Source organism: Spiractinospora alimapuensis (assembly GCF_018437505.1).
Lineage (GTDB): Bacteria > Actinomycetota > Actinomycetes > Streptosporangiales > Streptosporangiaceae > Spiractinospora > Spiractinospora alimapuensis.
This window is the reverse complement of record NZ_CP072467.1, coordinates 3,572,524-3,591,881: the sequence shown is the minus strand read 5'-3', so window position 1 is coordinate 3,591,881 and position 19,358 is coordinate 3,572,524. Positions and strand designations below refer to the sequence as shown.

Here is a 19,358-nt window from a genome sequence, read left to right as displayed (position 1 = left end):
GGTTCCCCGAGGACTCAGTGTGCGCCCTGCGAAGACACCGCGCAAAGCGGACCTGTGGACAGACCTGGGGACAACTTGTGTATGACTGGCCAACTTCTGCGGATAGCTTGTGCACAACACCTGTGGATAACCACGACCCCGGCACGCAAAAGGCCGTCTGACCTGCACAAACATGCCTCGCGGATGGTGTGAGAAATATTCTTCGCGAAATACTTTTCCACAGGCTGTCCACAGGGCGCGCCGAGGTCGTCGCAACGAGATCTATCCCGCGTCGCGCTCTCCGTCGCCCAGCACCGGTCCGTGGTAGTACCGCTCGACCCGCTCGTTCCGAGGCAGCGGCGGGTAGGACGGCCGGAACTCCTGCGGAATCTCGGCGTAGTCCATCATCTCCAGGCGGGCGGCCATCTGGGACTGCCGTTCCCGGACCGCGCCGCGCAACTCGTCCAGTCGGGCGTACAGCTTGTCGCCCGGGCACTCGGTGGAGTTGTAGTCCCGGTGCCCGACGATCGCCTTCCGCGGATCCAGCCCGTACACCGTGCACAGCCAGGCGAGGGTCTCGGTCAGCGCCCCCATGAGCAGCGCCGGCGGCTCCGCGGAACCGTAGCTGCCCTCGTTCTCGATCCCGATCGTGTGGGAGTTGTGGTCAGCGGTGTGTGCGCCGACCACGTGACGCTTGTCCCGAATGTTGGGCAGTGAGCCCCAGCGCCCCTCCATGACGTGTCCGCCACGGCTGATGGTCAGGTGCTGGCCGGCGTCGACCCAGCCGTTGTTGTCCATGTGCCAGTTCTGGATACCGCGGGACAGCGAGAAGGCGCGCTCCCGGGAGGTGTCCGACTGGTTCTCCGTCGCCGTGTGGTGCACGACGATGTGGTCCGGCGGAGTGTCCAGGACCTGTGGAGTCTGCGTGGGCTTGCGCGCCTCCCACTCCGACCGGGTGTAGACGCGTGGCTCGTTGGCCGCCAGGGCACCCGGCGCGGTCAGGACCTGGCCCGCGCCCCCCAGCATCACCCCTCCGGCCAGAACGGCCGCTCCCCGCATGACCGCACGCCTGCTCGGATCCTGACCGCGTACATCGCGACTCACCATCGACCCATCCCTCCGCCATGCTCAACTCAACGCACCAGTATGCCTGTCGGTTGCCAGTTGACCACGGAACGAAGTTGGGCGTGTCCTGAAAAATACGATTGGCTCCCGCATGCGCAGCACACGGGAGCCAATCGTCCTCGCTGAGCGTCGGCGGACTCTCCGTCGAGAGCCGACCGAGGCGACTACTTCGCGGCCAGGACCTGGACCTGGATCGAGGCGCTCACCTCGGGGTGCAGGCGCACCCGCACCCGGTGGTCGCCCGTGGCCTTGATCGGGTTCTGGATCTCGATCCGACGCTTGTCCAGCGCCGGCCCCCCAGAGTTCGTCACGGCCTCGGCGATGTCCCCGCCGACGACGGAACCGAACAGGCGGCCACTGTCGCCCGCGCGCCGGCGCAGCGTGACCCGAAGGTTCGCCAACTGCGACGCGATCTGCTCGGCCTCGTCCAGGTTCCGGATCTCACGGGCCTGACGACCACGACGCATCGCGTCGACCTGTCGCTGCCCGCCCCGGGTCCACTTCACGGCGTAGCCCCGTGGCAACAGGTAGTTTCGCCCGTACCCGTCGCGCACCTCGACAACATCGCCGGGGGCGCCGAGGCCACTGACCTCCTGCGTCAAGATCAGCTTCACGATTGAACCTCCGATCCCCTCTAGCGTGCGGTGCTGGTGTACGGAAGCAGCGCCATCTCGCGGGCACTCTTGATCGCTGTCGCGACGTCCCGCTGGTGCTGCATGCAGTTACCGGTGACCCGTCGGGCACGAATCTTGCCGCGGTCGGAAATGAACTTCCGCAGCAACGTCGTGTCCTTGTAGTCAACGTAGGTGGTCTTTTCCTGACAGAACAGGCAAACCTTCTTCTTGGGCTTGCGCGCTGCCGGCTTAGCCATCGTGGTGCTCCAATTCACATAGAGCCCCGGAAAGTCCGGGGATGGTGTGGGCAGATACTCGGCTCGTGCCGCGATCGCCCGCCAACGGTGGAGGCAGCCGAGTGAGCCTCGCCGCTGGTGCCTCTGGTGGACCTCCAGAGACGCGAGGGCCGGATCGCGGCGATCCGCTGACGACCGTCGCCGGTCGTCAGCACGTCTTCACGTCAGAACGGTGGCTCGTCGCCGAACCCGCCGCTCTGCGCCCAGGGGTCGTCCGCGGGCGGGCCAGCGTTGCCCTGGGGTGGGCCACCAAAGCCCCCCTGCTGCTGGCCACCGCCGCCGCCGAAGCCGCCGCCCTGCTGGCCACCACCCTGTTGGCCACCGAAGCCTCCACCGCCCCCTCCGGGGCGGGACGTCTTGGTCACCTTGGCGGTGGCGTTGCGCAGTGCCGGGCCGACCTCGTCGACCTCGACCTCGTACACGGTGCGCTTCTCACCCTGCTGGGTCTCGTAGCTGCGCTGCCGCAACCGTCCCTGCACGATGACGCGCATACCCCGCTGCAGGGTCTCGGCGACGTTCTCCGCCGCCTGACGCCACACGTTGCAGGTCAGGAACAGCGCCTCGCCGTCCTTCCACTCACCCGACTGGCGGTCGTAGAAGCGCGGCGTCGACGCCACCCGGAACCGCGCCACCGCGGCCCCGTTCGGCGTGAAACGCAACTCGGGGTTGTCGACGAGGTTGCCGACAAGAGTGATCTGGGTGTCGCCTGCCATTAGCTAACTCCGGTCCGTCGGTCGGATACGCGAACGAGCGCGGACTCAGTGCACCTCGGGCCGCAGCACCTTGGTGCGCAGCACGACCTCGGCCAGGCGAAGCTGACGGTCCAGCTCCTTGACCGTGGCGGGCGTGGCGGTCAGGTCGATCACCGCGTAGAGCCCTTCGGAGTTCTTCTCGATGTCGTAGGAAAGCCGACGCTTGCCCCAGACATCGACCTTCTCCACGGAGCCGCCCTCGTCGCGCACGCGCGCGAGGAACTGCTCGAGCGACGGCGAAACGGTGCGCTCGTCGAGGCTCGGGTCGAGGATGACCATCATTTCGTAGCGACGCATCAGTGCGTGCACCTCCTCTGGACTGTCACGGCCATGGCCTTTCCATGGCAGGAGGGTCTATTCAGCTAGTCCGCACGCAGGCTACCAGCGACTGTCGGGTGCGATGGTCGGCGCAGGCACCCCGCGCAGACCACGGCACACGCCAGGATGAGTCCGCAGAACCGCCCAAGTGTGAGGACAGCGTATCCACCGAGGGTGACAGTCGTGGCGGCAACGTCGGAATCGCGTGTGACGTGGTCGAGATAGGGCCAGATCCCCAGCGCGTAGCCGAGCTCCGCCATCTGCCACAAACCGATGGCCGCGACGACCATCCACGTCCGCAGGTTGCGGGGCCAGGCGAGCGCGGCCAGCGGAAGGAGCCAGAGCACGAACTGCGGCGACCACACCTTGTTGGTGAGAATGAAGGCCGCGACCGTGAGGAACACCAGCGCCGCCAACGGGGGCCGGTTCCGGGCGAACAGGGCGAGGGCACCGACCGCCACGCAGCCCACCAGGAAGCCGAGGGTGCCGACGGTGTTGAGCGTCTCACCACCGCGCGCCCAGCCGACCCCGGCCTGGCCGAGCACGTAGTAGATCGTCCCCCAGTCCGCTCCCCGCTCTCCGCTGTAGACGAAGAACGTCGCCCACCCGGTGGGGCTGGCGAGCAGAACCGGAAGGTTGACCACCGCCCACGCCACCACGGCGGCTCCCGTGCAGCGGGCGACGTCGCGCAGCGTCGCCCCGCCGTCCCGATCCCGCCACCAGTCCCGCAATCCCAGCACCAGCAGCGGCCCGAGGAAGAAGACGGGGTAGAACTTGGCGGCGACCGCCAGTCCCAACAGGGCGCCGGCGAGCCACGGGCGGTCGCGCTGCCAGAGGAAGAGTGCCCCCGTGGCCAGGGCGATCGCCAGGAAGTCCCAGTTGATGAAGGCGTTGAGCACCGTCGCCGGAACCAACGCCACCCCCGCGCCCGCCAGCAACGCCACGCTCGGGTCGAACCGTGCCGCACCGCCCCTGAGGTCGCGGCCCGCCATGGCCCCCACCATCACGACGGTCGCCACCAGGCACACCGTGAGCGCCACCACTGTGAGGTCGAAGTAGACGCCCCCGGCGAGCCGGTCGTCGGGGATCCAGGAGACCGCGCCGGCCGCCAGTTGCATCCACGCACCGGTCAGTACCGGGTACTCCACCGGCTGGTCCACGTAGACCAGCGTTCCTTCGGCCAGTCCGTCCCGGAAGAACAGGGGATGGATGTCGGTGTAGCAGCCGTAGGTGAACTGCACGCCGCCCCGCCAGCCGGCGATCCGACAGGGCAGGTTCGCGGCGTAGGCCGCGGCTCCGCCGAGCAGGCCGAGCAGCACCAGTCCGACCCACGGCGGACGGCCGGCCCCGGGAACGACGACGGGGGACCGCCGGCGATCCCTACGGACGCCGGTGGTCCCCCGGTCGCGCACTGCTACCTCCGCCTAGGGCGCGTTGGTCTCTCGGTTGCCCTGGCTACCCACGTTGCCGGGCCAGCCCTGGCCAGGCGGATCCTCGTCATCGTCACCATTGCCCGGTGGCGGGAAGGTGGGATCGGGGGACTCAGTCGGCTCTCCGGGACCGTCGTCGTCGCAACGCCAGTCCATCGGGTCCTCACAGGGATCCGTGGACGGAGTCTCCGACGGTGTTTCGCTGGGTTCTTCCGTCTCCTCGGGAGTCTCGGTCTCCTCCGGCGATTCCGACGGCTCCGGCGTGGGCAGGTAGCTGTCCTCGGAGCCGATCCACGCGGGCTCGGGGAAGTCCTGGACCTCCTCGCCCTCCATGGCGGTCTCCATGAAGTCCTTCCAGATCGCGGCCGGGACGGTGCTTCCGTAGAGGCTGTCCAGGCCGGGGATCTGAACCGGCTCGTTGTCGCTGCGGTGAATCCCGACCGCGGCGGCGAGCTGCGGCGTGTAGCCCCCGAACCACGCCGACGCCGCGTCGTTGGAGGTACCCGTCTTGCCCGCCACGGGACGGCCGTCGCTGAGCGCCGCGCTCTCGGCACCACCGTCCTCGACCACCTGGCGCATGGCGTAGGTCGCGTCCGCCGCGGCATCGGGGCTCATGGCCTCGGATCCGCCCTCGAGTTCCTCCGCGTCGAGGGGTTCGAGGACGTCCCCCTCGGCGTTACGCACCTCGGTGATCATGTGCTGGGGAAAGTGGACGCCCTGGTTGGCGAAGGTCGCGTAGAAAGCCGCCTGGTCCCGCGCCGTCACGGAGTACGTACCCAGGGCGATGTTCGGGCCCAGCTCCGCCGATTCAAGGCTCTCCTCCGGCAGCCCGAGGCTGCCGGCCATGTCCCGCACGCTCTGTGGCCCCACCTCGATGGCGAGCTGCACGAAGCTCGTGTTGACGGAGTGGGCGGTGGACTCCACCAGGTCGACCGTGCCCCAGGAGCGGTTGGCGTTGTTCTGGATGGGGTCGCCGACGCCCTCGAAGGTCTGTGGCGAGTCCCCGTCGAAGGTGCTGCGCAGCCCGATGCCGTTCTGCAGGCCCGCCGCGAGCACGGCGGGCTTGATCGAGGACCCCGCCTGTCCCCACTGCAGCATGGAGTTGTCGGTGTCCTCGAAGACGTTCTCGCCGCCGTAGAAGCCGCGGATCTCGCCTGTACTGGGGTCGATGGCGGCGAGACCGAAGTTGGTCTCCTCGGGTGTGCCCTCCGGCCGGTTCTCCGCCACCGCCTCCTCGGCGGCCGCCATGAGTTCCTCGTCGATGCTGGTCGAGACCACGTACCCACCGCGGTTGACCTGCTCCTCGGTGACGTCGTAGCGCTCGGTGAGCTCCCGACGGGCGGCCTCGATGACGTAGCCGTTGTAGCCGTCGTGGGTGTCGCCGGCGTCCCGGGGAACGATCTCGGGGAACTCCAGCGCGTCGGCCTCGGCCTGGGGCATCCCCAGCTCGGGGTTCGTGTCGTGGACCTCCGGGATGCCACTGACGACGTGGTCCCACCGCTCGACGAGGATCTCCCACATGGGGTCGTCGGGGTTGGCGTTCTCGAAGTTTCCGGGCTGCTGGATGATCGCCCCGATGAACGCGCCCTCGGCGTCGTCCAGGTCCTCGACGTTCTTGTCGAAGTAGGCCTGGGCCGCGGCTTGGACGCCGTAGGCGTTGCGGCCGAAGTAGATGGTGTTCAGGTACTGCGTGAGGATCTCCTCTCGGCTGAGAGTCTGATCCACCTTCAAGGAGATCAGGATCTCCTTGATCTTCCGCATGTAGGAGCGTTCCTGGGAGAGCCCGTCGTAGTAGTTCCGGGCCATCTGCTGGGTGATGCCGGAACCACCGCCCTCGGCACCGAGGGAGAGGACCGCTCGGGCGGTACCCGTGGGCGAGATCGCGGGCTCGTCGAAGAACGCCCGCTGCTCCGCGGAGAGGACCCCGTTGACGACGCTGTCGGGGATCTGGTCGTAAGTGATGGGCACCCGGTTCATCTCACCGAAGGTGCCGACCTCGTCCTCATTCGCGAAGCGGATCACCGTCGCCTGCTGCGACGCGTCGGCCTGCGCCTCGATGTCCTCGATGTCCGGCGTCATGGCGTAGGCGATGCCGAAGGAAGCGATCGCACCGACCAGACCCAGGCCAGACACGGCGAGGAAGGGCTTCCACGCCTTGGAGCAGAACCGTTGGAAGGCATTACCCCGGGCCGGTTTGCGCCCCCGGCCACCACCGCGGCCGGAGTCGGCGCGTCGGCGACCGCCGGAACTTCGTCGTCTCTCGGTACTCACGCGTCCTCATTACGTACTGGTCCGGGGCTCCGTCATGCAGGAGGGGGCCCGGCGCTTCCGGGATCGGGTATCCAGGTGGAACTCGGGGGCTCTCGCGAGTCCTGCCTATTGGACGGTCCGTGGGCGTCCAAGGTTTGCCGCCATCTGTTCCCAATTACCCGGACTTGACCGATTGTCGGCGTCCATGACGTCCGGGCCGTGATCTGTCCCCGAAGTCCAGGCATCGGACCCGATGCGCGACCTTCGAGTGAGCTCCCCTGGCGTACGGGAGGAGCCACCATGCGTCAGCCAACTCCGCCTGGAGAGCGGCGGGGCGGACCGTTCGTGTCCCACCGCAGGGCACGGCTTGCGCGCGAGCTTACCGCTCGCTCACGCCAACCGGGCACCGCGGAGCACATCACACACATGGGTGTCAGGGTAGGGGCAAACCACCGAAGATCGCGAGGGTTCGCGCGGGCGAGATTCGGCACGGCTGGACACACCTGGTGTCGTTCTTAGGCAGCCATATATCAGCACGATATATTGCTTCGATATACTCGAGTACGCACGGAACACGACAAAGCCGGCAACTCCGGCGGTCCGACCCTCAGTGTCGGGCCCGTGCGGGACGGACCGACGACGAGGGGTGTGGGAATGACCACGCGACGAGCCAGGATCCTGCGGCTCGCGGTGCTCGGCCTCCTCCAGGATACTCCCATGCATGGCTATGAGCTGCGAAAACACCTCACTACTGAGTTGGGCGTGTTTCGAGCCTTCTCCTACGGCTCGCTCTACCCGTGCCTCCGCGAACTCCTGGACGAGGAACTCATCTCGCAGCAGGACCCGCCCACCCAACAGACGATGTCCCTCAACCGGCGCTCGCGCATCATCTACCAACTCACCCCCGAGGGTCGGCAACACCTGCGCCGGATGCTGGCGGAGACCCGGCCCGCCATCTCCGACGACGAGTGCTTCGGGGTCCACTTCGCACTCTTCGGCTCCACCCGCGCCGACGTCCGGCTGCGCATTCTGGAAGAGCGACGTGAGCGGTTACAGGAGCGCCTGGAGCGGTTTCGCTCCGTCACCCACGACTCGCGGCAGCGCGTCGACCCCTACACCTATGAGCTCCGCCGTTACGGTGCCGAGTCGGTGGAACGGGAGGTGCGTTGGTTGAGTGACCTGATCCGGCGCGAACGCGAACAAGCCGCCGCCCCCAATACCTGAGAGAGCTACGCAGCGCGCTGCGCAGCCTGCCACGCGACACGTCGGTGTCCGTGCGACACCGACAGACAACTTGCTCACGACGTTGAAGGAGAGACCACCCATGGCTTCGGTACGCGTAGCCGTCGTAGGCGCGGGGAACTGTGCTGCCTCACTTGTGCAGGGCGTTCACTACTACCGAGATGCCGACCCTGGCACCCGCGTACCCGGCCTGATGCACACGCAGTTCGGTCCGTACCACGTGCGGGACATCGAGTTCGTCGCCGCCTTCGACGTCGACGCGAAGAAGGTCGGACACGACCTCGCTGACGCCATCGTGGCCAGCGAGAACAACACCATCAAGATCACCGACGTCCCGCCGACGGGTGTGACGGTACAGCGCGGGCCCACGTTCGACGGTCTCGGCATGTACTACCGCGAGATCATCGAGGAGTCGACCGAGGACGCCGTCGACGTGGTCGCGGTGCTCAAGGCGACCAAGGCCGACGTCCTGGTCTCCTATCTTCCGGTGGGCTCGGAGGAGGCGGACCGCTTCTACGCCCAGTGCGCAATCGACGCCGGTGTCGGCTTCGTGAACGCGCTGCCGGTGTTCATCGCCTCGGACCCGGAGTGGGCCGCGAAGTTCACCGAGGCCGGCGTCCCGATCGTCGGCGACGACATCAAGTCCCAGGTCGGGGCGACGATCACCCACCGGGTACTCGCCAAGCTCTTCGAGGACCGCGGGGTCGTGCTGGACCGTACCTACCAGCTCAACTTCGGCGGGAACATGGACTTCATGAACATGTTGGAGCGGCAGCGGCTCGTCTCCAAGAAGGTCTCCAAGACCCAGTCGGTCACGTCGCAGGTGCCACACGAGATGCGCGCGGGCTCAGTGCACATCGGTCCCTCGGACCACGTTCCGTGGCTGGACGACCGCAAGTGGGCCTACGTACGCCTCGAAGGCCGTGCCTTCGGCGACGCCCCGCTGAACATGGAGTACAAGCTGGAGGTCTGGGACTCCCCGAACTCCGCCGGGATCATCATCGACGCCATCCGCGCCGCGAAGATCGCGAAGGACCGGGGCATCGGCGGCCCGTTGGAGTCCGCGTCGTCCTACTTCATGAAGTCACCTCCGCGCCAGTACTCCGACTCCGAGGCGTACCAACTGGTGGAGGACTTCATCGCGGGCAAGACCGACAACTGACCCGCCCACCCACGGAGCCCGAACCCCGCTTCTCCGACCTCACCGGGTCCACGGAAGCGGGGTCCCTTTTTTGTGGGAACGTTCCTGAGTGTGGCAACGTCTGACCATTAGACAACCGCGGGTCTTGGCCGGCGTGGACACCCTGTGTGACCGCGAACGCGGTAGAGGGGACAGAGCGAGGAGAGGGACACCATGAGTTACCCACCGCAGTACCCGCCCGGGGGCCAGTACGGGCCCCATCCAGGGACAGGTCCCCAGTACGCCCCGCAGCCCGGCTACGGCGCCGCCCCCAAACCTCCCTCGAGTGGGGGGAACACCGTGGCGGTCGTCATCATCTCGGTGGTCGCCGCGGCGATCCTCCTCCTCGTCGGTGTCGTGGGTTTCGTTCTGTTCTTCGCCGACTCCGAGGCCAACGAGGACCCCGTCAGTAACCGTCCCGGCGCCACCGGGGAGGGCCCGGGGTTCGACGTCGACGGCGAGTGGGCGGGCACCCTCACCCAGTACGACAGCTCGGGCGACATCCACGGCTTCTTCGACGTGTCCGTCACGATCGAGGGCAACGAGGTCGTCCACGCCGAGGAGACCAGCCAGGACTTCGCCTTCGACCTGTGTGAGTGGGACGTGAGCGGTGTGGTCTGGACCGATGACACCCTGCGCTTCGACTACGAGGTCGTGCCCGAACACCAGGACCAGAGCTGCGCGAACACCGGCGACGCGGAGATCGTCTTCCACGACTGGGGTGCCGCCGACATCAGCTCCAACGACGTCTCCGACGGTGTGCTCTACCCGGTCGAGTGACGTCCCAGCGGGTCCCACGGCGTCCGCCCCGTGACTCACCCCGGTTGTCGTCGAGGCGACGAGTGGCGGTGTCGACATGTCGGCGCGACGCCGTGTCGACACCGCGTCCCCCAGCTGAGAGCGGCGGGAATCAGGTCAGGTCGGCTCCGGCCGCCCACTCCCGGAGGGCCGCCTCGGCGTCGGCCTTGTCCATCGGCCCGTTCTCCAGGCGCAGTTCCAGCAGGAACTTCCAGGCCTTCCCCACGCCTGGCCCAGGGCCGATCCCCAGGATCCGCTGGATCTCGTTACCGTCGAGGTCGGGGCGGACCTTGTTCAGCTCCTCCTCCTGGGAGAGCCGTTCGATGCGCCGCTCGATGTCGTCGTAGGCGCGGGCCAGTGCCGTGGCCTTGCGCCGGTTGCGGGTCGTGCAGTCGGCCCGCGTGAGGATGTGCAGCCGGGACAGGAGCGGGCCGGCGTCCCGCGCGTAGCGGCGTACCGCCGAGTCGGTCCACTCGCCCTTGCCGTACCCGTGGAACCGCAGGTGCAGCGCCACGAGACCGCTGACGTCCTTGACCGTGTCCTTGGAGAACCGCAGCGCGTTGAGTCGCTTGCGGCTCATTGACGCCCCCACCACCTCGTGGTGGTGGAAGGTGACCCGGCCACCGGACTCGAACGCGCGCGTCTTGGGCTTTCCGACGTCGTGCAGCAGCGCGGCGAGTCGCAGCACGAGGTCCGGCTCCATACCGCGCTCGCGCTCCAACGCGACGGCCTGGTCCAGCACCGTGAGCGAGTGCTCGTAGACGTCCTTGTGCCGGTGATGCTCGTCGATCGCCAGGCTCATCTTGGGCACCTCGGGAAGCACGTGCTCGGCGAGCCCCAGCTCGACCATGTGCTCGACCCCGGTGCGCGGATCAGGACTCAGCATGAGCTTGGTGAGCTCGTCGCGGATCCGCTCCGCGGAGACGATCGTCAGCCGGTCCGCCATGCCCCGGATCGCGGCACCGACCTGGGCGTCGATCCCGAACTCCAACTGGGCGGAGAAGCGGACCGCCCGCATCATGCGCAGTGGGTCGTCGTTGAAGGAGTCCTCGGGCGAACCGGGGGTGGCCAGTCGCCGCGCCTCGAGGTCGACGAGACCGCCGAACGGGTCGACGAACGTGGCGTCGGGCAGGGTCACGGCCATCGCGTTCACGGTGAAGTCGCGGCGGCGCAGGTCCCCTTCCAGTGACGTGCCGTACTCGACGTCGGGCTTCCGCGACGTCGGATCGTAAGACTCGCTGCGGAAGGTGGTGATCTCCAAATGGTGCGCGCCCTTGCGCAGGCCAACGGTGCCGAACTCGATGCCCACCGTCCACACGGTGTCGGCCCAGGGCTCGGCCAGGGCGAGGATCTGTTCCGGGTGGGCGTCGGTGGTGAGGTCGAGGTCGTGCGCCGGGCGCCCGAGCAGGACGTCGCGCACCGGACCGCCCACGACGGCGAGCTGGAATCCCGCGTCGGCGAACATACGCCCGAGTTCGGTGACCGTGGTCCCGAAACTGTGCGAGAGGCGCGCCAGGGACGCACGCTGATGGTCGCTGAGTTCCATCATGTTCGTCGCGGACACCCCGGAAGTGGGTGCGGCTTGTGTGGCGGCCACGTGGTCTTCTCTGGGCATCTCACTCACGAATCGATCCGGACGGCTTCCCGGAAAGGTTACCGGCGGCGCTCACCCCGTCCGCCCGCCCGGTTCACGCGAGCCCCACCACACAACCCCCAGATACCGTGACCGAACGTATCGGTCGGTGACCTGTGTGTGCCGAACTTTCGGGCTCCAACGGTCCGTCCGGCCCGGACCTACCACGAACCACGATGCGCATCCAAGGGTGCGCGAGGGGATAACTTGGCGTTAACCAACTCCCACGTGACGGGTATCCGAGGAATGCGCCTATTCGCTCTGATCGTCGCGGCCCTGTCCGCGTTTGTCGTCGTGGCCACTCCCGCGGCCGGGGACCCCGTCGGCGCGACCGACGGCGAGACACTCACGGTGGACGAGATCACGCCGCAGGCGGTGGATCCGGACGACGAGATCACGTTGAACGGCTCTCTGGCCAACACCACGGATGAGGCCCTGGACGAGGTCCGGATCCGGCTTCGCTACTCCTCCACTCCCCTGCAGAGCCGCGAGGAGCTCGCCGACTTCGCCGAGGGCGACCGCGGCATCCCCCAGGTGTTCGGCCCGGAGTGGGACGCCGACGGCTCGATGGAGCCCGGGGCGCGCCAGCAGTACTCACTGCGGTTCGACGCCGACGACCTCACGCTCGGCGGTTTCGGTGTCTACCCGATCGCGGTCGAGGCGGTGGACGCCGCCGGGCAGCAGCTCGCCGCGGTCCGCACGTTCCTTCCCTACCTGCCCGACGACGTCGACGTGGAGCCCACCCAGATCGCCTGGGTGTGGCCGTTGATGGACCGCCCGCACCGCGCGGACGCCGACACCTTCCTGACCGACTCCCTCGCCCAGGACGTCATTCCCGGCGGACGGCTGAGCCGTCTGCTGACGGCGGGCGAACAGGGGGCACCGGTCACCTGGGCGATCGACCCCGGACTCCTCGACGACGTCGACCGTCTCTCCGGCGAGGGCTCACAACTCCTCGTCGACGCCGCGGAGAGCCCCGGCCCCACCGGCCCCTCCTTCGAGGAGCTCGAGGCCGACACCAACGCCCAGCTCTGGCTCGACCAGGCGCGGGACACCCTGGAGGGCGAGTCGATCCTGGCGACGCCCTACGCCAACCCGGACATCTCCGCCCTGCTGGCCGGCGGGATGGACACGGACGCGGACGCGGGCGTGACACTGGGGCGCCAGACGGTGGGCGAGGTCCTGAACTACGACGCCGACCGGGAACTCGCCTGGCCGCCAAATGGACATGTCGACGAGGAGACAGCGCGGTTCCTCGTCGACAAGGGCGCCGACACCATTCTGCTCCGCGAGTCCGTGCTCCCCTCGGACCCCTGGTCCGGCGCGACCCACCCCCCGGCCGTCGAGCTTCCCTTCGAGACCGACGAGGGTGAGCCCGCCGTCGGTGTCGTCGCCGACGCGCAGCTCACGAGCGCGTTGTCGGTCAACGGGCAGAGCCGCGCCGACTCCGCCCTCGCGCTGCAACGGTTCAGCGCCGAGACCGTGATGATCGCCGCGGAGCAGCCGGACGCGGAACAGTCCGTGGTGGCCGTTCCACCGACCCAATGGGACCCGGGACCGGAGCTAGCCACCGGGGTACTGGAGGCCTCCCAGGACCTGCCCTGGCTGGACCCGGTGGACCTCACCGACGTCGCCGACGGCGCCCAGCCCATCGAGGACACCGGGAGACAGGGCCCCGAGTACGGCGCGGGCGGCAGTTGGATCGGCGGCGAGGACAACGTGGAGAGGATGGAGGAACTCCACGGCTCGCTGCGTCTCTTCAACAGCATCCTCGTGGACGACGAGGACCCCTTCCGTCGGTCGGTGCTCCGGCTGGAGTCGGCCGCCTGGCGGGAGGACGACAGTGAGGCCGCGCAGGCCATGGACCGAACCGAAGTCGCGGTCGAGGAGGCCACCAACGACGTCCGGATCCTCCCCGGCGAGCCCGTCATGATGGCCAGCAAGACCGGTGAGGCCCCGATTCTGGTGGCCAACGACCTTCCCTACTCCGTCTCGGTGACCCTGTCGGTCTTCTCCGAGAACAGCGAGCGCCTCGCGGTCGGCGACTACACCGAGACGATGGAGATCGGCCCGGGAAGTCGGACTACGGTCCACGTCCCGTTGTCCGCTACGGTGAACGGCCGAACCCTGTTGCACCTGAATCTGCACAATCCCGACGGCGAACCGATCTCCGCACAGGAGACGACCCAGCCGGTCAATGTCACGGGTTTGGGAACCTCCGCCCTCCTGGTGAGTGGAGCGGCGGCCGCGTTACTGCTGGCCCTGATGCTGCCTCGCGCGATCCGCAAGTGGCGCCGCACCAGGACGCGGAAGGTCGAACACGTCTCTTCGAAGGAGCCCGGTGGCGACTGACACCACGAACGACCAGCCTTCCCCCGGCGACGGCTCCGGCGGGAGCGCCGGCGAAGGGGACAGCACCGAGCGCGGGATGATGAGCTCGAGTGTCGGTATGGCGGTCGGGACGCTGGTTTCCCGACTGACCGGGTTTGGCAAGGTCATCATGCTGGCGGCGGCGGTGGGGACCCACCTCCTCGCCGACGCCTACAACACGGCCAACACCATCACGTTCATCATCAACGACCTGCTCATCGGCGGTCTGATGGCGAGCGTGATCGTGCCGCTGCTGGTGCGTCGACGCAAACGCGACGCCGACGGGGGTGTGGCCAACGAGAACCGGCTGTTCACCGCCGCCGTGCTGGCCCTGGGCACCGTCACCCTCGTGGCGATCCTCGGGGCGGAGATCCTCATCCGTCTCTACGGGGGAAGCTTCACCTCCTCCCAGTACGACGCCGCCGTCTACCTGGCGCGCTTCCTCCTGGCACAGATCTTCTTCATCGGCCTCAGCGGCCTGGCCACCGCCATGCTGCAGACCCGGGGGCGCTTCGCGATCGGCGCGTGGGCCCCCATCGCCAACAACGTCGTCATCATCATCGTGGCGGCCCTCTTCCTGTTCGTGTCCGGCCCGGAGCCGACCCCCGAGTCCGTGACCTCGGGTGAGCTCACCCTGCTGGGTCTGGGCACCGCGTTCGGCATGGTCGCCCAAGCCCTCATCCTGCTGGTCTCGCTGCGCCGGAGCGGGTTCCGGTGGCGGCCCCGGTTCGACCTGCGCAACTCCGGACTCGGTGAGGCACTGCGCAGCGCCGGCTGGATGTTCGTGTACCTCTGCACCACGCAGATCGGTTTCGTGATCACCGCCAACGCCGCCAACCGCGCCGGCGTGATGAGCGTGGAACAGGGATACGAGGTCGGGGCCGGAATCACGGCCTACTCCTACGGCTTCCAGCTCTTCCAGTTGCCGTACGCGATCGTCGCCGTCTCCCTGATCACCGTGCTGCTTCCCACCATGAGCGCCCACGCCGCCGACCAGCGCTGGGCGGACGTGCGCGCCGGCTTCTCCAGGACACTGCGCGTCTCGGCCTTCATCCTGGTGCCGCTGTCCCTGGCGATCGCCATCTACGCGGTACCCCTGTCCCGACTGGTCTTCGCCCGCGGCGCCACCAGTACCGCCGACGCGACCAACATCGGCCTCGTGCTGACCGTCATGATCCTGGGGCTGCTGCCCTTCACGATCTTCCAGCTCATGCTTCGGGTCTTCTACGCCATGAGCGACACCCGGACCCCGGCGCTGATCTCCATCGGCAACGTAGTGGTCCACGGCGCGCTCGCCGCCACGGCGTCGATCCTGCTGCCGCCGGACCGGGTCGTCATCGGTGTGTCCGCCGGGTTCATGTTGTCCTTCCTGTCCGGCATCCTCATCGCGGCGGGCGTTCTGAGCCACCGACTCGGAGGGCTTGACGGAAAGGCCATATGTGGCACACTGTTCCGGTTGTACGTGGCCGCTCTGCCCAGCGCGGCGATCGGCATCGCGACATACTGGTTCTTCGACAACCAGTTCGGCGCGGGGCTCGGCACGGATATCGGTGCCCCCGTGGTCGGCTGTCTCCTCGGTGCGCCCCTGTTCTTGCTGATGACTTGGATCCTGCGGGTGCGGGAGCTGCGGGCCATGACCGACCTGGTTCGGTCCCGCCTTCGTCGCGGATAGTCAGGTCCCCGGCGCGCTCCGGGACGTAAGGCACCGTGCACTGCCCCTGCACGGCCCCCCTGCGCACCGACGTATCGAGGAAGGGTGCGGAAGTGTCAGAAGTGAACTCCGGTCAACGGGACGAGCGAGTCCTCCAACGCGTGCCGAGCCCGGAGGAGGTCCTGGACGCCGTCGAGCGCTCCGAACCCGCGAGCCAGGCCGACACCGGACTCCGCACGACGCACGACCCGACCGACTTCGGGGACGCGGGGACGGCGGACCGGCCGGGCGAGGAAGGCGACGAGATTGGTGGCGCGGCACATACCGCGCGGGGGCCGAACCTCTTCCGTACCAGTGCCTTCATGGCGGTCGGTACCGTCTTCTCCCGCGGGACCGGCTTCCTGCGCACCATCATGCTCGCCGCCGCGCTGGGAACGCACCTCCTGGGCGACGCGTACTACACGGCCAACAGTGTCGCGTTCATCGTCAACGACCTGCTGATCGGTGGCCTCCTGGCCAGCGTCTTCGTACCGTTTCTCGTGAAACGTCGTAAGGCGGACCCCGACGGCGGCAACGCCACCGAACAGCGACTGTTCACGACCGGTCTCCTGGCTCTCCTGCTCATCACGGTGGGCGCGATCCTCTGCGCCGAGCTGTTGATCCGGCTCTACGCGAGCGAGTTCGGCCCGCAGCAACACGAGGTGGCGGTCTACCTCGCCCGCTTCCTGCTCGCGCAGATCTTCTTCATCGGCGGCAGCGGCATCGTGAGCGCGATGCTCAACGCGCGTGGCCACCTCATCGCCCCGATGTGGGCTCCGGTGATGAACAACCTGACGATCATCGCTGTCGCGGTGATGTTCATCGTCGTCGCCGGCACGAACTCCACCCCGGAGACGATCACCGGTTCGCAGATCGCCCTGTTGGGCATCGGAACGACCCTCGGCCAGGTGATCCAGGCCGCCATCCTGATGTTCGCGCTGTGGCGCGCCGGATTCTCCTGGCGCCCGCGCCTGGACCTCCGGGGCTCCGGCATGGGCGAGGCCATGCGGGCGGCTTCCTGGATGATGATGTACATCGGGATCGCCCAGGTCGGAATGCTGATCTCCACCAACGTGGCGAACGCGGCCGGTGTGCGCGCGGCGGCGGAGGGAGACGCCGCGGGAGCCGGCATCACCGCGTACAAGTACGCGTTCCTGCTCTTCCAGCTCCCCTACGCCATCATCGCGGTCACGGTGATCACGGCGCTGCTCCCCCGACTCAGCGCCCATGTCGCCGACGGTCGCAAGGACCTCGTCCGCAGCGACTTCTCCCGAGGGTTCCGGCTCTCCGCCACGTTGATCATCCCGATCTCGATGGCGTTGGTCGTCTTCTCCGTTCCGCTGTGTGTGCTCGTCTACGCCCAGGGCAGCACGTCGTTGGACGACGCGGCGATGATCGGGAAGATCCTGCGGATCTTCTCCCTGATGTTGATCCCGTTCACTCTCTTCCAACTGCTCCAACGCATCTTCTACGCCCTCGGCGACACCCGTTCCCCCGCGTTCATCGCCATCCCCGCCGAGCTCGCGCACGGTGTCACCTCGTTCGCGTTGCTCTTCCTCGTCCCGCCGCAGCAGGTGGTGCTGTGGCTCCCCGTGACCTACGGCCTCTACTACGTGATCGGGTCGATCTTCGCGTGGACCATCCTCAACAAGCGGCTCGACGGACTGGACGGGAAGCGCACGCTCCGCACGATCCTCCTGCTCTACGTCGCCTGCGTTCCCAGCATGATCTTCGGTGCGGCCATGCAGCTCACCTTCGACGTGATCTTCCCGCCCACGCTCTCGGCCATCGCCGCCCTCGCGATCGGGGGAGGCATCGGCGCCATGCTCTTCATTCTCGTGGCGAGAATGCTTAAAGTGACGGAAGTCACAACCATCGTCCAAGTGGCCCGCACGCGCGTGCTACGCCGCCGGTGATCAGCGGCGTATGACCCTACGTAACCAGCCCCAGAACCCTCTGACGTGCGAATCACGTCACACCTGTCCACCAGCGGGATTCTCTACGCGTCCTAGCATGGAACGGAACTTTTGTTGCCGCTCGCGTGGCCCGGTTCGCGCCGTGTCATGCGAGCGGTTTACACCGAGACCTCGGAAGGGAGGTTCGGAAGACACAACATGAGCATCCCGAGTCTCGTGGTTCGGCCGCGCAGGACCGTGTTGTGTCCACCCCTCCCACTATGAGCACCTCCATGATCGAACCCGGCGCACGGGTCGCCGGCCGCTATTTGCTTGAGGATCTGGTCAACGAGTCCGGCGGGGCCGCGCTGTGGAAGGCGACCGACGAGATCCTGGCCCGCCCTGTCGCGATCCGCACGTTCGCACCGGGGTTCCCCCGAACAGGGGAGGTCGTCCGGGCCGCCAGGGCCGCGAGTCGTATCGCCGACTCTCGACTGACCCAGGTCTTCGACGCCGACGACCGTGGCGCACAGCCCTACGTCGTCGAGGAGTGGATCGCCGGGCAGACCCTGACCGATCTACTCGCGCAGGGACCGCGTGAGTCGGAGTGGGCCACAGGCCTCGTCGGTGAGGCCGCCGAGGCGCTGGCCGCCGCCGGCGCCGCCGGCCTGCACCACGTGTGCCTCACCCCTCGCAAGCTCATCTGGACCGCCGGCGGCTCGGTGAAGATCACCGGTGTGTGCGTGGACGCCGCCCTCCACGGGATCTCCACCGAGGATCCCGAGCTGGCCGACGCCATTGGCCTGGGTCGTCTGCTGTACGCGGCGCTCACGGCGTTGTGGCCCGGTGAGGGAAACCACGGTCTACGTCCCGCTCCCATCGTGGCCGGCGCCCCGTGTGATCCAGGCCAGGTCCGGGCCGGGATCCCCGAGGCCGCCAACGACATCGTCCGTCGGTCCGCTTTCCAGGACGGCGGACGCAGTGGGGCGCCACTGCGCAACCCCCGCGAGGTCGCCGACGCACTGGCCGCGCTCCCGCGGGTCATGCCATTGCCCGCGTCCCCACCCGCGCCTCCCGCCCCCGCGGCGGCCGCGACGGCCGTGGGATCTCCCTCCAACGCGGCGGCACCGTCGGGTGGGGCGCACCCGTCCTCCGGTGGGGGTGGTCGTCGCGCGAACGCCGAGCGACGATCGATGACCCCTCGAATCGCCGTGGCGGCCGTCGGGCTCCTGGTACTCGTCGCCGTCGTCCTCGGCGCCTGGTCACTCGGCAGCCAGTGGAACGACTACGGTCCCGCCGTGAGCGAAGAGCCGGAGGACACGGAGGACGAGGCGAGCGAGGAGTTCGAGGTCCTGCAACCGGCGAGTGCCGACGGCTTCGACCCACAGGGCGACGGTGACGAACACGGCGACAAGGCCGACCTCGCCATCGACGGCGACCCGAGCACACAGTGGAACACCCAGGGCTACACGAGCGCCCAACTGGGCAACCTCAAGGACGGCGTGGGTCTCCTTGTCGACATGGGGGACACGGTGGAGATCAACGAAGCCGACCTGCACCTCGGTGACGGAGCCACCTCCTACGAGCTGCTCGTCGGTGACGAGGCCGACCTGGGGGCACTAACCAGTGTCCACTCCGACACTGGGGCGAGTGGTGAGACCGCCATTACGCTGGATGAGCCCGCCGAAGGACGCTACGTCGTCGTGTGGTTCACCGAGCTGGCCTCGGACGGCTCGAAGTACCGCGCCACGATTAATGACCTGGAGCTGCGTGGAACCCCGTGAAC

General features: G+C 67.9%; 15 protein-coding genes. 7 read left to right on the top strand and 8 right to left on the bottom strand.

The annotated features are described in order from the left end of the window. Window positions 1-261: 261 nt before the first annotated feature. The 7 genes from J4H86_RS16650 to J4H86_RS16620 form a co-directional block, all read right to left on the bottom strand. On the bottom strand, window positions 262-1,086 hold the full coding sequence (locus tag J4H86_RS16650; RefSeq protein ID WP_236538674.1) for a peptidoglycan recognition protein family protein: 825 nt from the start codon (window positions 1,084-1,086) through the stop codon (window positions 262-264). A gap of 182 nt (window positions 1,087-1,268) precedes the next feature. Next, window positions 1,269-1,718 (bottom strand): 50S ribosomal protein L9, encoded by a 450-nt coding sequence (rplI, locus tag J4H86_RS16645; protein WP_236538672.1) that lies wholly within the window; start codon window positions 1,716-1,718, stop codon window positions 1,269-1,271. Between the two features lie 20 nt (window positions 1,719-1,738). After that, a complete protein-coding gene (rpsR, locus tag J4H86_RS16640) occupies window positions 1,739-1,975 on the bottom strand; it encodes a 30S ribosomal protein S18 (protein ID WP_236538670.1) in 237 nt (78 codons plus the stop codon). 203 nt (window positions 1,976-2,178) lie between these two features. After that, window positions 2,179-2,727, bottom strand: a complete 549-nt coding sequence (locus J4H86_RS16635; protein ID WP_236538668.1) for a single-stranded DNA-binding protein — start codon at window positions 2,725-2,727, stop codon at window positions 2,179-2,181. Between the two features lie 45 nt (window positions 2,728-2,772). Further along, a complete protein-coding gene (rpsF, locus tag J4H86_RS16630) occupies window positions 2,773-3,063 on the bottom strand; it encodes a 30S ribosomal protein S6 (RefSeq protein WP_236538667.1) in 291 nt (96 codons plus the stop codon). A gap of 65 nt (window positions 3,064-3,128) precedes the next feature. Further along, complete coding sequence (locus J4H86_RS16625) at window positions 3,129-4,496, bottom strand: glycosyltransferase family 87 protein (protein WP_236538665.1); 1,368 nt, start codon at window positions 4,494-4,496, stop codon at window positions 3,129-3,131. A 12-nt stretch (window positions 4,497-4,508) separates the two neighbouring features. Then, window positions 4,509-6,785, bottom strand: coding sequence for a transglycosylase domain-containing protein (locus tag J4H86_RS16620; protein ID WP_236538664.1), 2,277 nt, complete (start codon window positions 6,783-6,785; stop codon window positions 4,509-4,511). Between the two features lie 633 nt (window positions 6,786-7,418). Here J4H86_RS16620 and J4H86_RS16615 point away from each other — a divergent pair. The 3 genes from J4H86_RS16615 (at window position 7,419) to J4H86_RS16605 (ending at window position 9,966) form a co-directional block, all read left to right on the top strand. After that, window positions 7,419-7,988, top strand: coding sequence for a PadR family transcriptional regulator (locus tag J4H86_RS16615; RefSeq protein ID WP_236538663.1), 570 nt, complete (start codon window positions 7,419-7,421; stop codon window positions 7,986-7,988). A gap of 100 nt (window positions 7,989-8,088) precedes the next feature. Then, the gene (locus J4H86_RS16610) at window positions 8,089-9,168 is read left to right on the top strand and encodes an inositol-3-phosphate synthase (protein WP_236538662.1); all 1,080 of its coding nucleotides are present in this window, start codon (window positions 8,089-8,091) and stop codon (window positions 9,166-9,168) included. A gap of 192 nt (window positions 9,169-9,360) precedes the next feature. Next, window positions 9,361-9,966 (top strand): hypothetical protein, encoded by a 606-nt coding sequence (locus tag J4H86_RS16605; protein ID WP_236538661.1) that lies wholly within the window; start codon window positions 9,361-9,363, stop codon window positions 9,964-9,966. A gap of 130 nt (window positions 9,967-10,096) precedes the next feature. Here J4H86_RS16605 and J4H86_RS16600 read toward each other — a convergent pair whose 3' ends face one another. Then, the gene (locus tag J4H86_RS16600) at window positions 10,097-11,599 is read right to left on the bottom strand and encodes a CCA tRNA nucleotidyltransferase (RefSeq protein WP_394356390.1); all 1,503 of its coding nucleotides are present in this window, start codon (window positions 11,597-11,599) and stop codon (window positions 10,097-10,099) included. Between the two features lie 264 nt (window positions 11,600-11,863). On the opposite strand from J4H86_RS16600, the gene J4H86_RS16595 reads away from it, so the two are divergent. From J4H86_RS16595 to J4H86_RS16580, 4 genes are all read left to right on the top strand, one after another. Next, entirely contained in the window at window positions 11,864-13,969 is a 2,106-nt protein-coding gene (locus J4H86_RS16595) for a DUF6049 family protein (protein WP_236538660.1), read from the top strand. Continuing rightward, on the top strand, window positions 13,959-15,659 hold the full coding sequence (gene murJ, locus J4H86_RS16590; protein ID WP_236538659.1) for a murein biosynthesis integral membrane protein MurJ: 1,701 nt from the start codon (window positions 13,959-13,961) through the stop codon (window positions 15,657-15,659). Before J4H86_RS16595 ends, murJ (J4H86_RS16590) begins: the two co-directional genes overlap by 11 nt. Window positions 15,660-15,751: 92 nt before the next feature. Continuing rightward, window positions 15,752-17,593, top strand: a complete 1,842-nt coding sequence (gene murJ, locus J4H86_RS16585; protein ID WP_236538658.1) for a murein biosynthesis integral membrane protein MurJ — start codon at window positions 15,752-15,754, stop codon at window positions 17,591-17,593. A 260-nt stretch (window positions 17,594-17,853) separates the two neighbouring features. After that, complete coding sequence (locus J4H86_RS16580) at window positions 17,854-19,356, top strand: protein kinase family protein (protein ID WP_236538657.1); 1,503 nt, start codon at window positions 17,854-17,856, stop codon at window positions 19,354-19,356. Window positions 19,357-19,358 lie beyond the last annotated feature (2 nt).

Bases quoted from the DNA above. Each gene is read 5' to 3' on its own strand.
- J4H86_RS16650 (WP_236538674.1), bottom strand. From the start codon at position 1,086: ATGGTGAGTCGCGATGTACGCGGTCAGGATCCGAGCAGGCGTGCGGTC.
- rpsR (WP_236538670.1), bottom strand. From the start codon at position 1,975: ATGGCTAAGCCGGCAGCGCGCAAGCCCAAGAAGAAGGTTTGCCTGTTC.
- J4H86_RS16635 (WP_236538668.1), bottom strand. From the start codon at position 2,727: ATGGCAGGCGACACCCAGATCACTCTTGTCGGCAACCTCGTCGACAAC.
- rpsF (WP_236538667.1), bottom strand. From the start codon at position 3,063: ATGCGTCGCTACGAAATGATGGTCATCCTCGACCCGAGCCTCGACGAG.
- J4H86_RS16615 (WP_236538663.1), top strand. From the start codon at position 7,419: ATGACCACGCGACGAGCCAGGATCCTGCGGCTCGCGGTGCTCGGCCTC.
- J4H86_RS16610 (WP_236538662.1), top strand. From the start codon at position 8,089: ATGGCTTCGGTACGCGTAGCCGTCGTAGGCGCGGGGAACTGTGCTGCC.
- J4H86_RS16605 (WP_236538661.1), top strand. From the start codon at position 9,361: ATGAGTTACCCACCGCAGTACCCGCCCGGGGGCCAGTACGGGCCCCAT.
- J4H86_RS16600 (WP_394356390.1), bottom strand. From the start codon at position 11,599: ATGCCCAGAGAAGACCACGTGGCCGCCACACAAGCCGCACCCACTTCC.
- J4H86_RS16595 (WP_236538660.1), top strand. From the start codon at position 11,864: ATGCGCCTATTCGCTCTGATCGTCGCGGCCCTGTCCGCGTTTGTCGTC.
- J4H86_RS16580 (WP_236538657.1), top strand. From the start codon at position 17,854: ATGAGCACCTCCATGATCGAACCCGGCGCACGGGTCGCCGGCCGCTAT.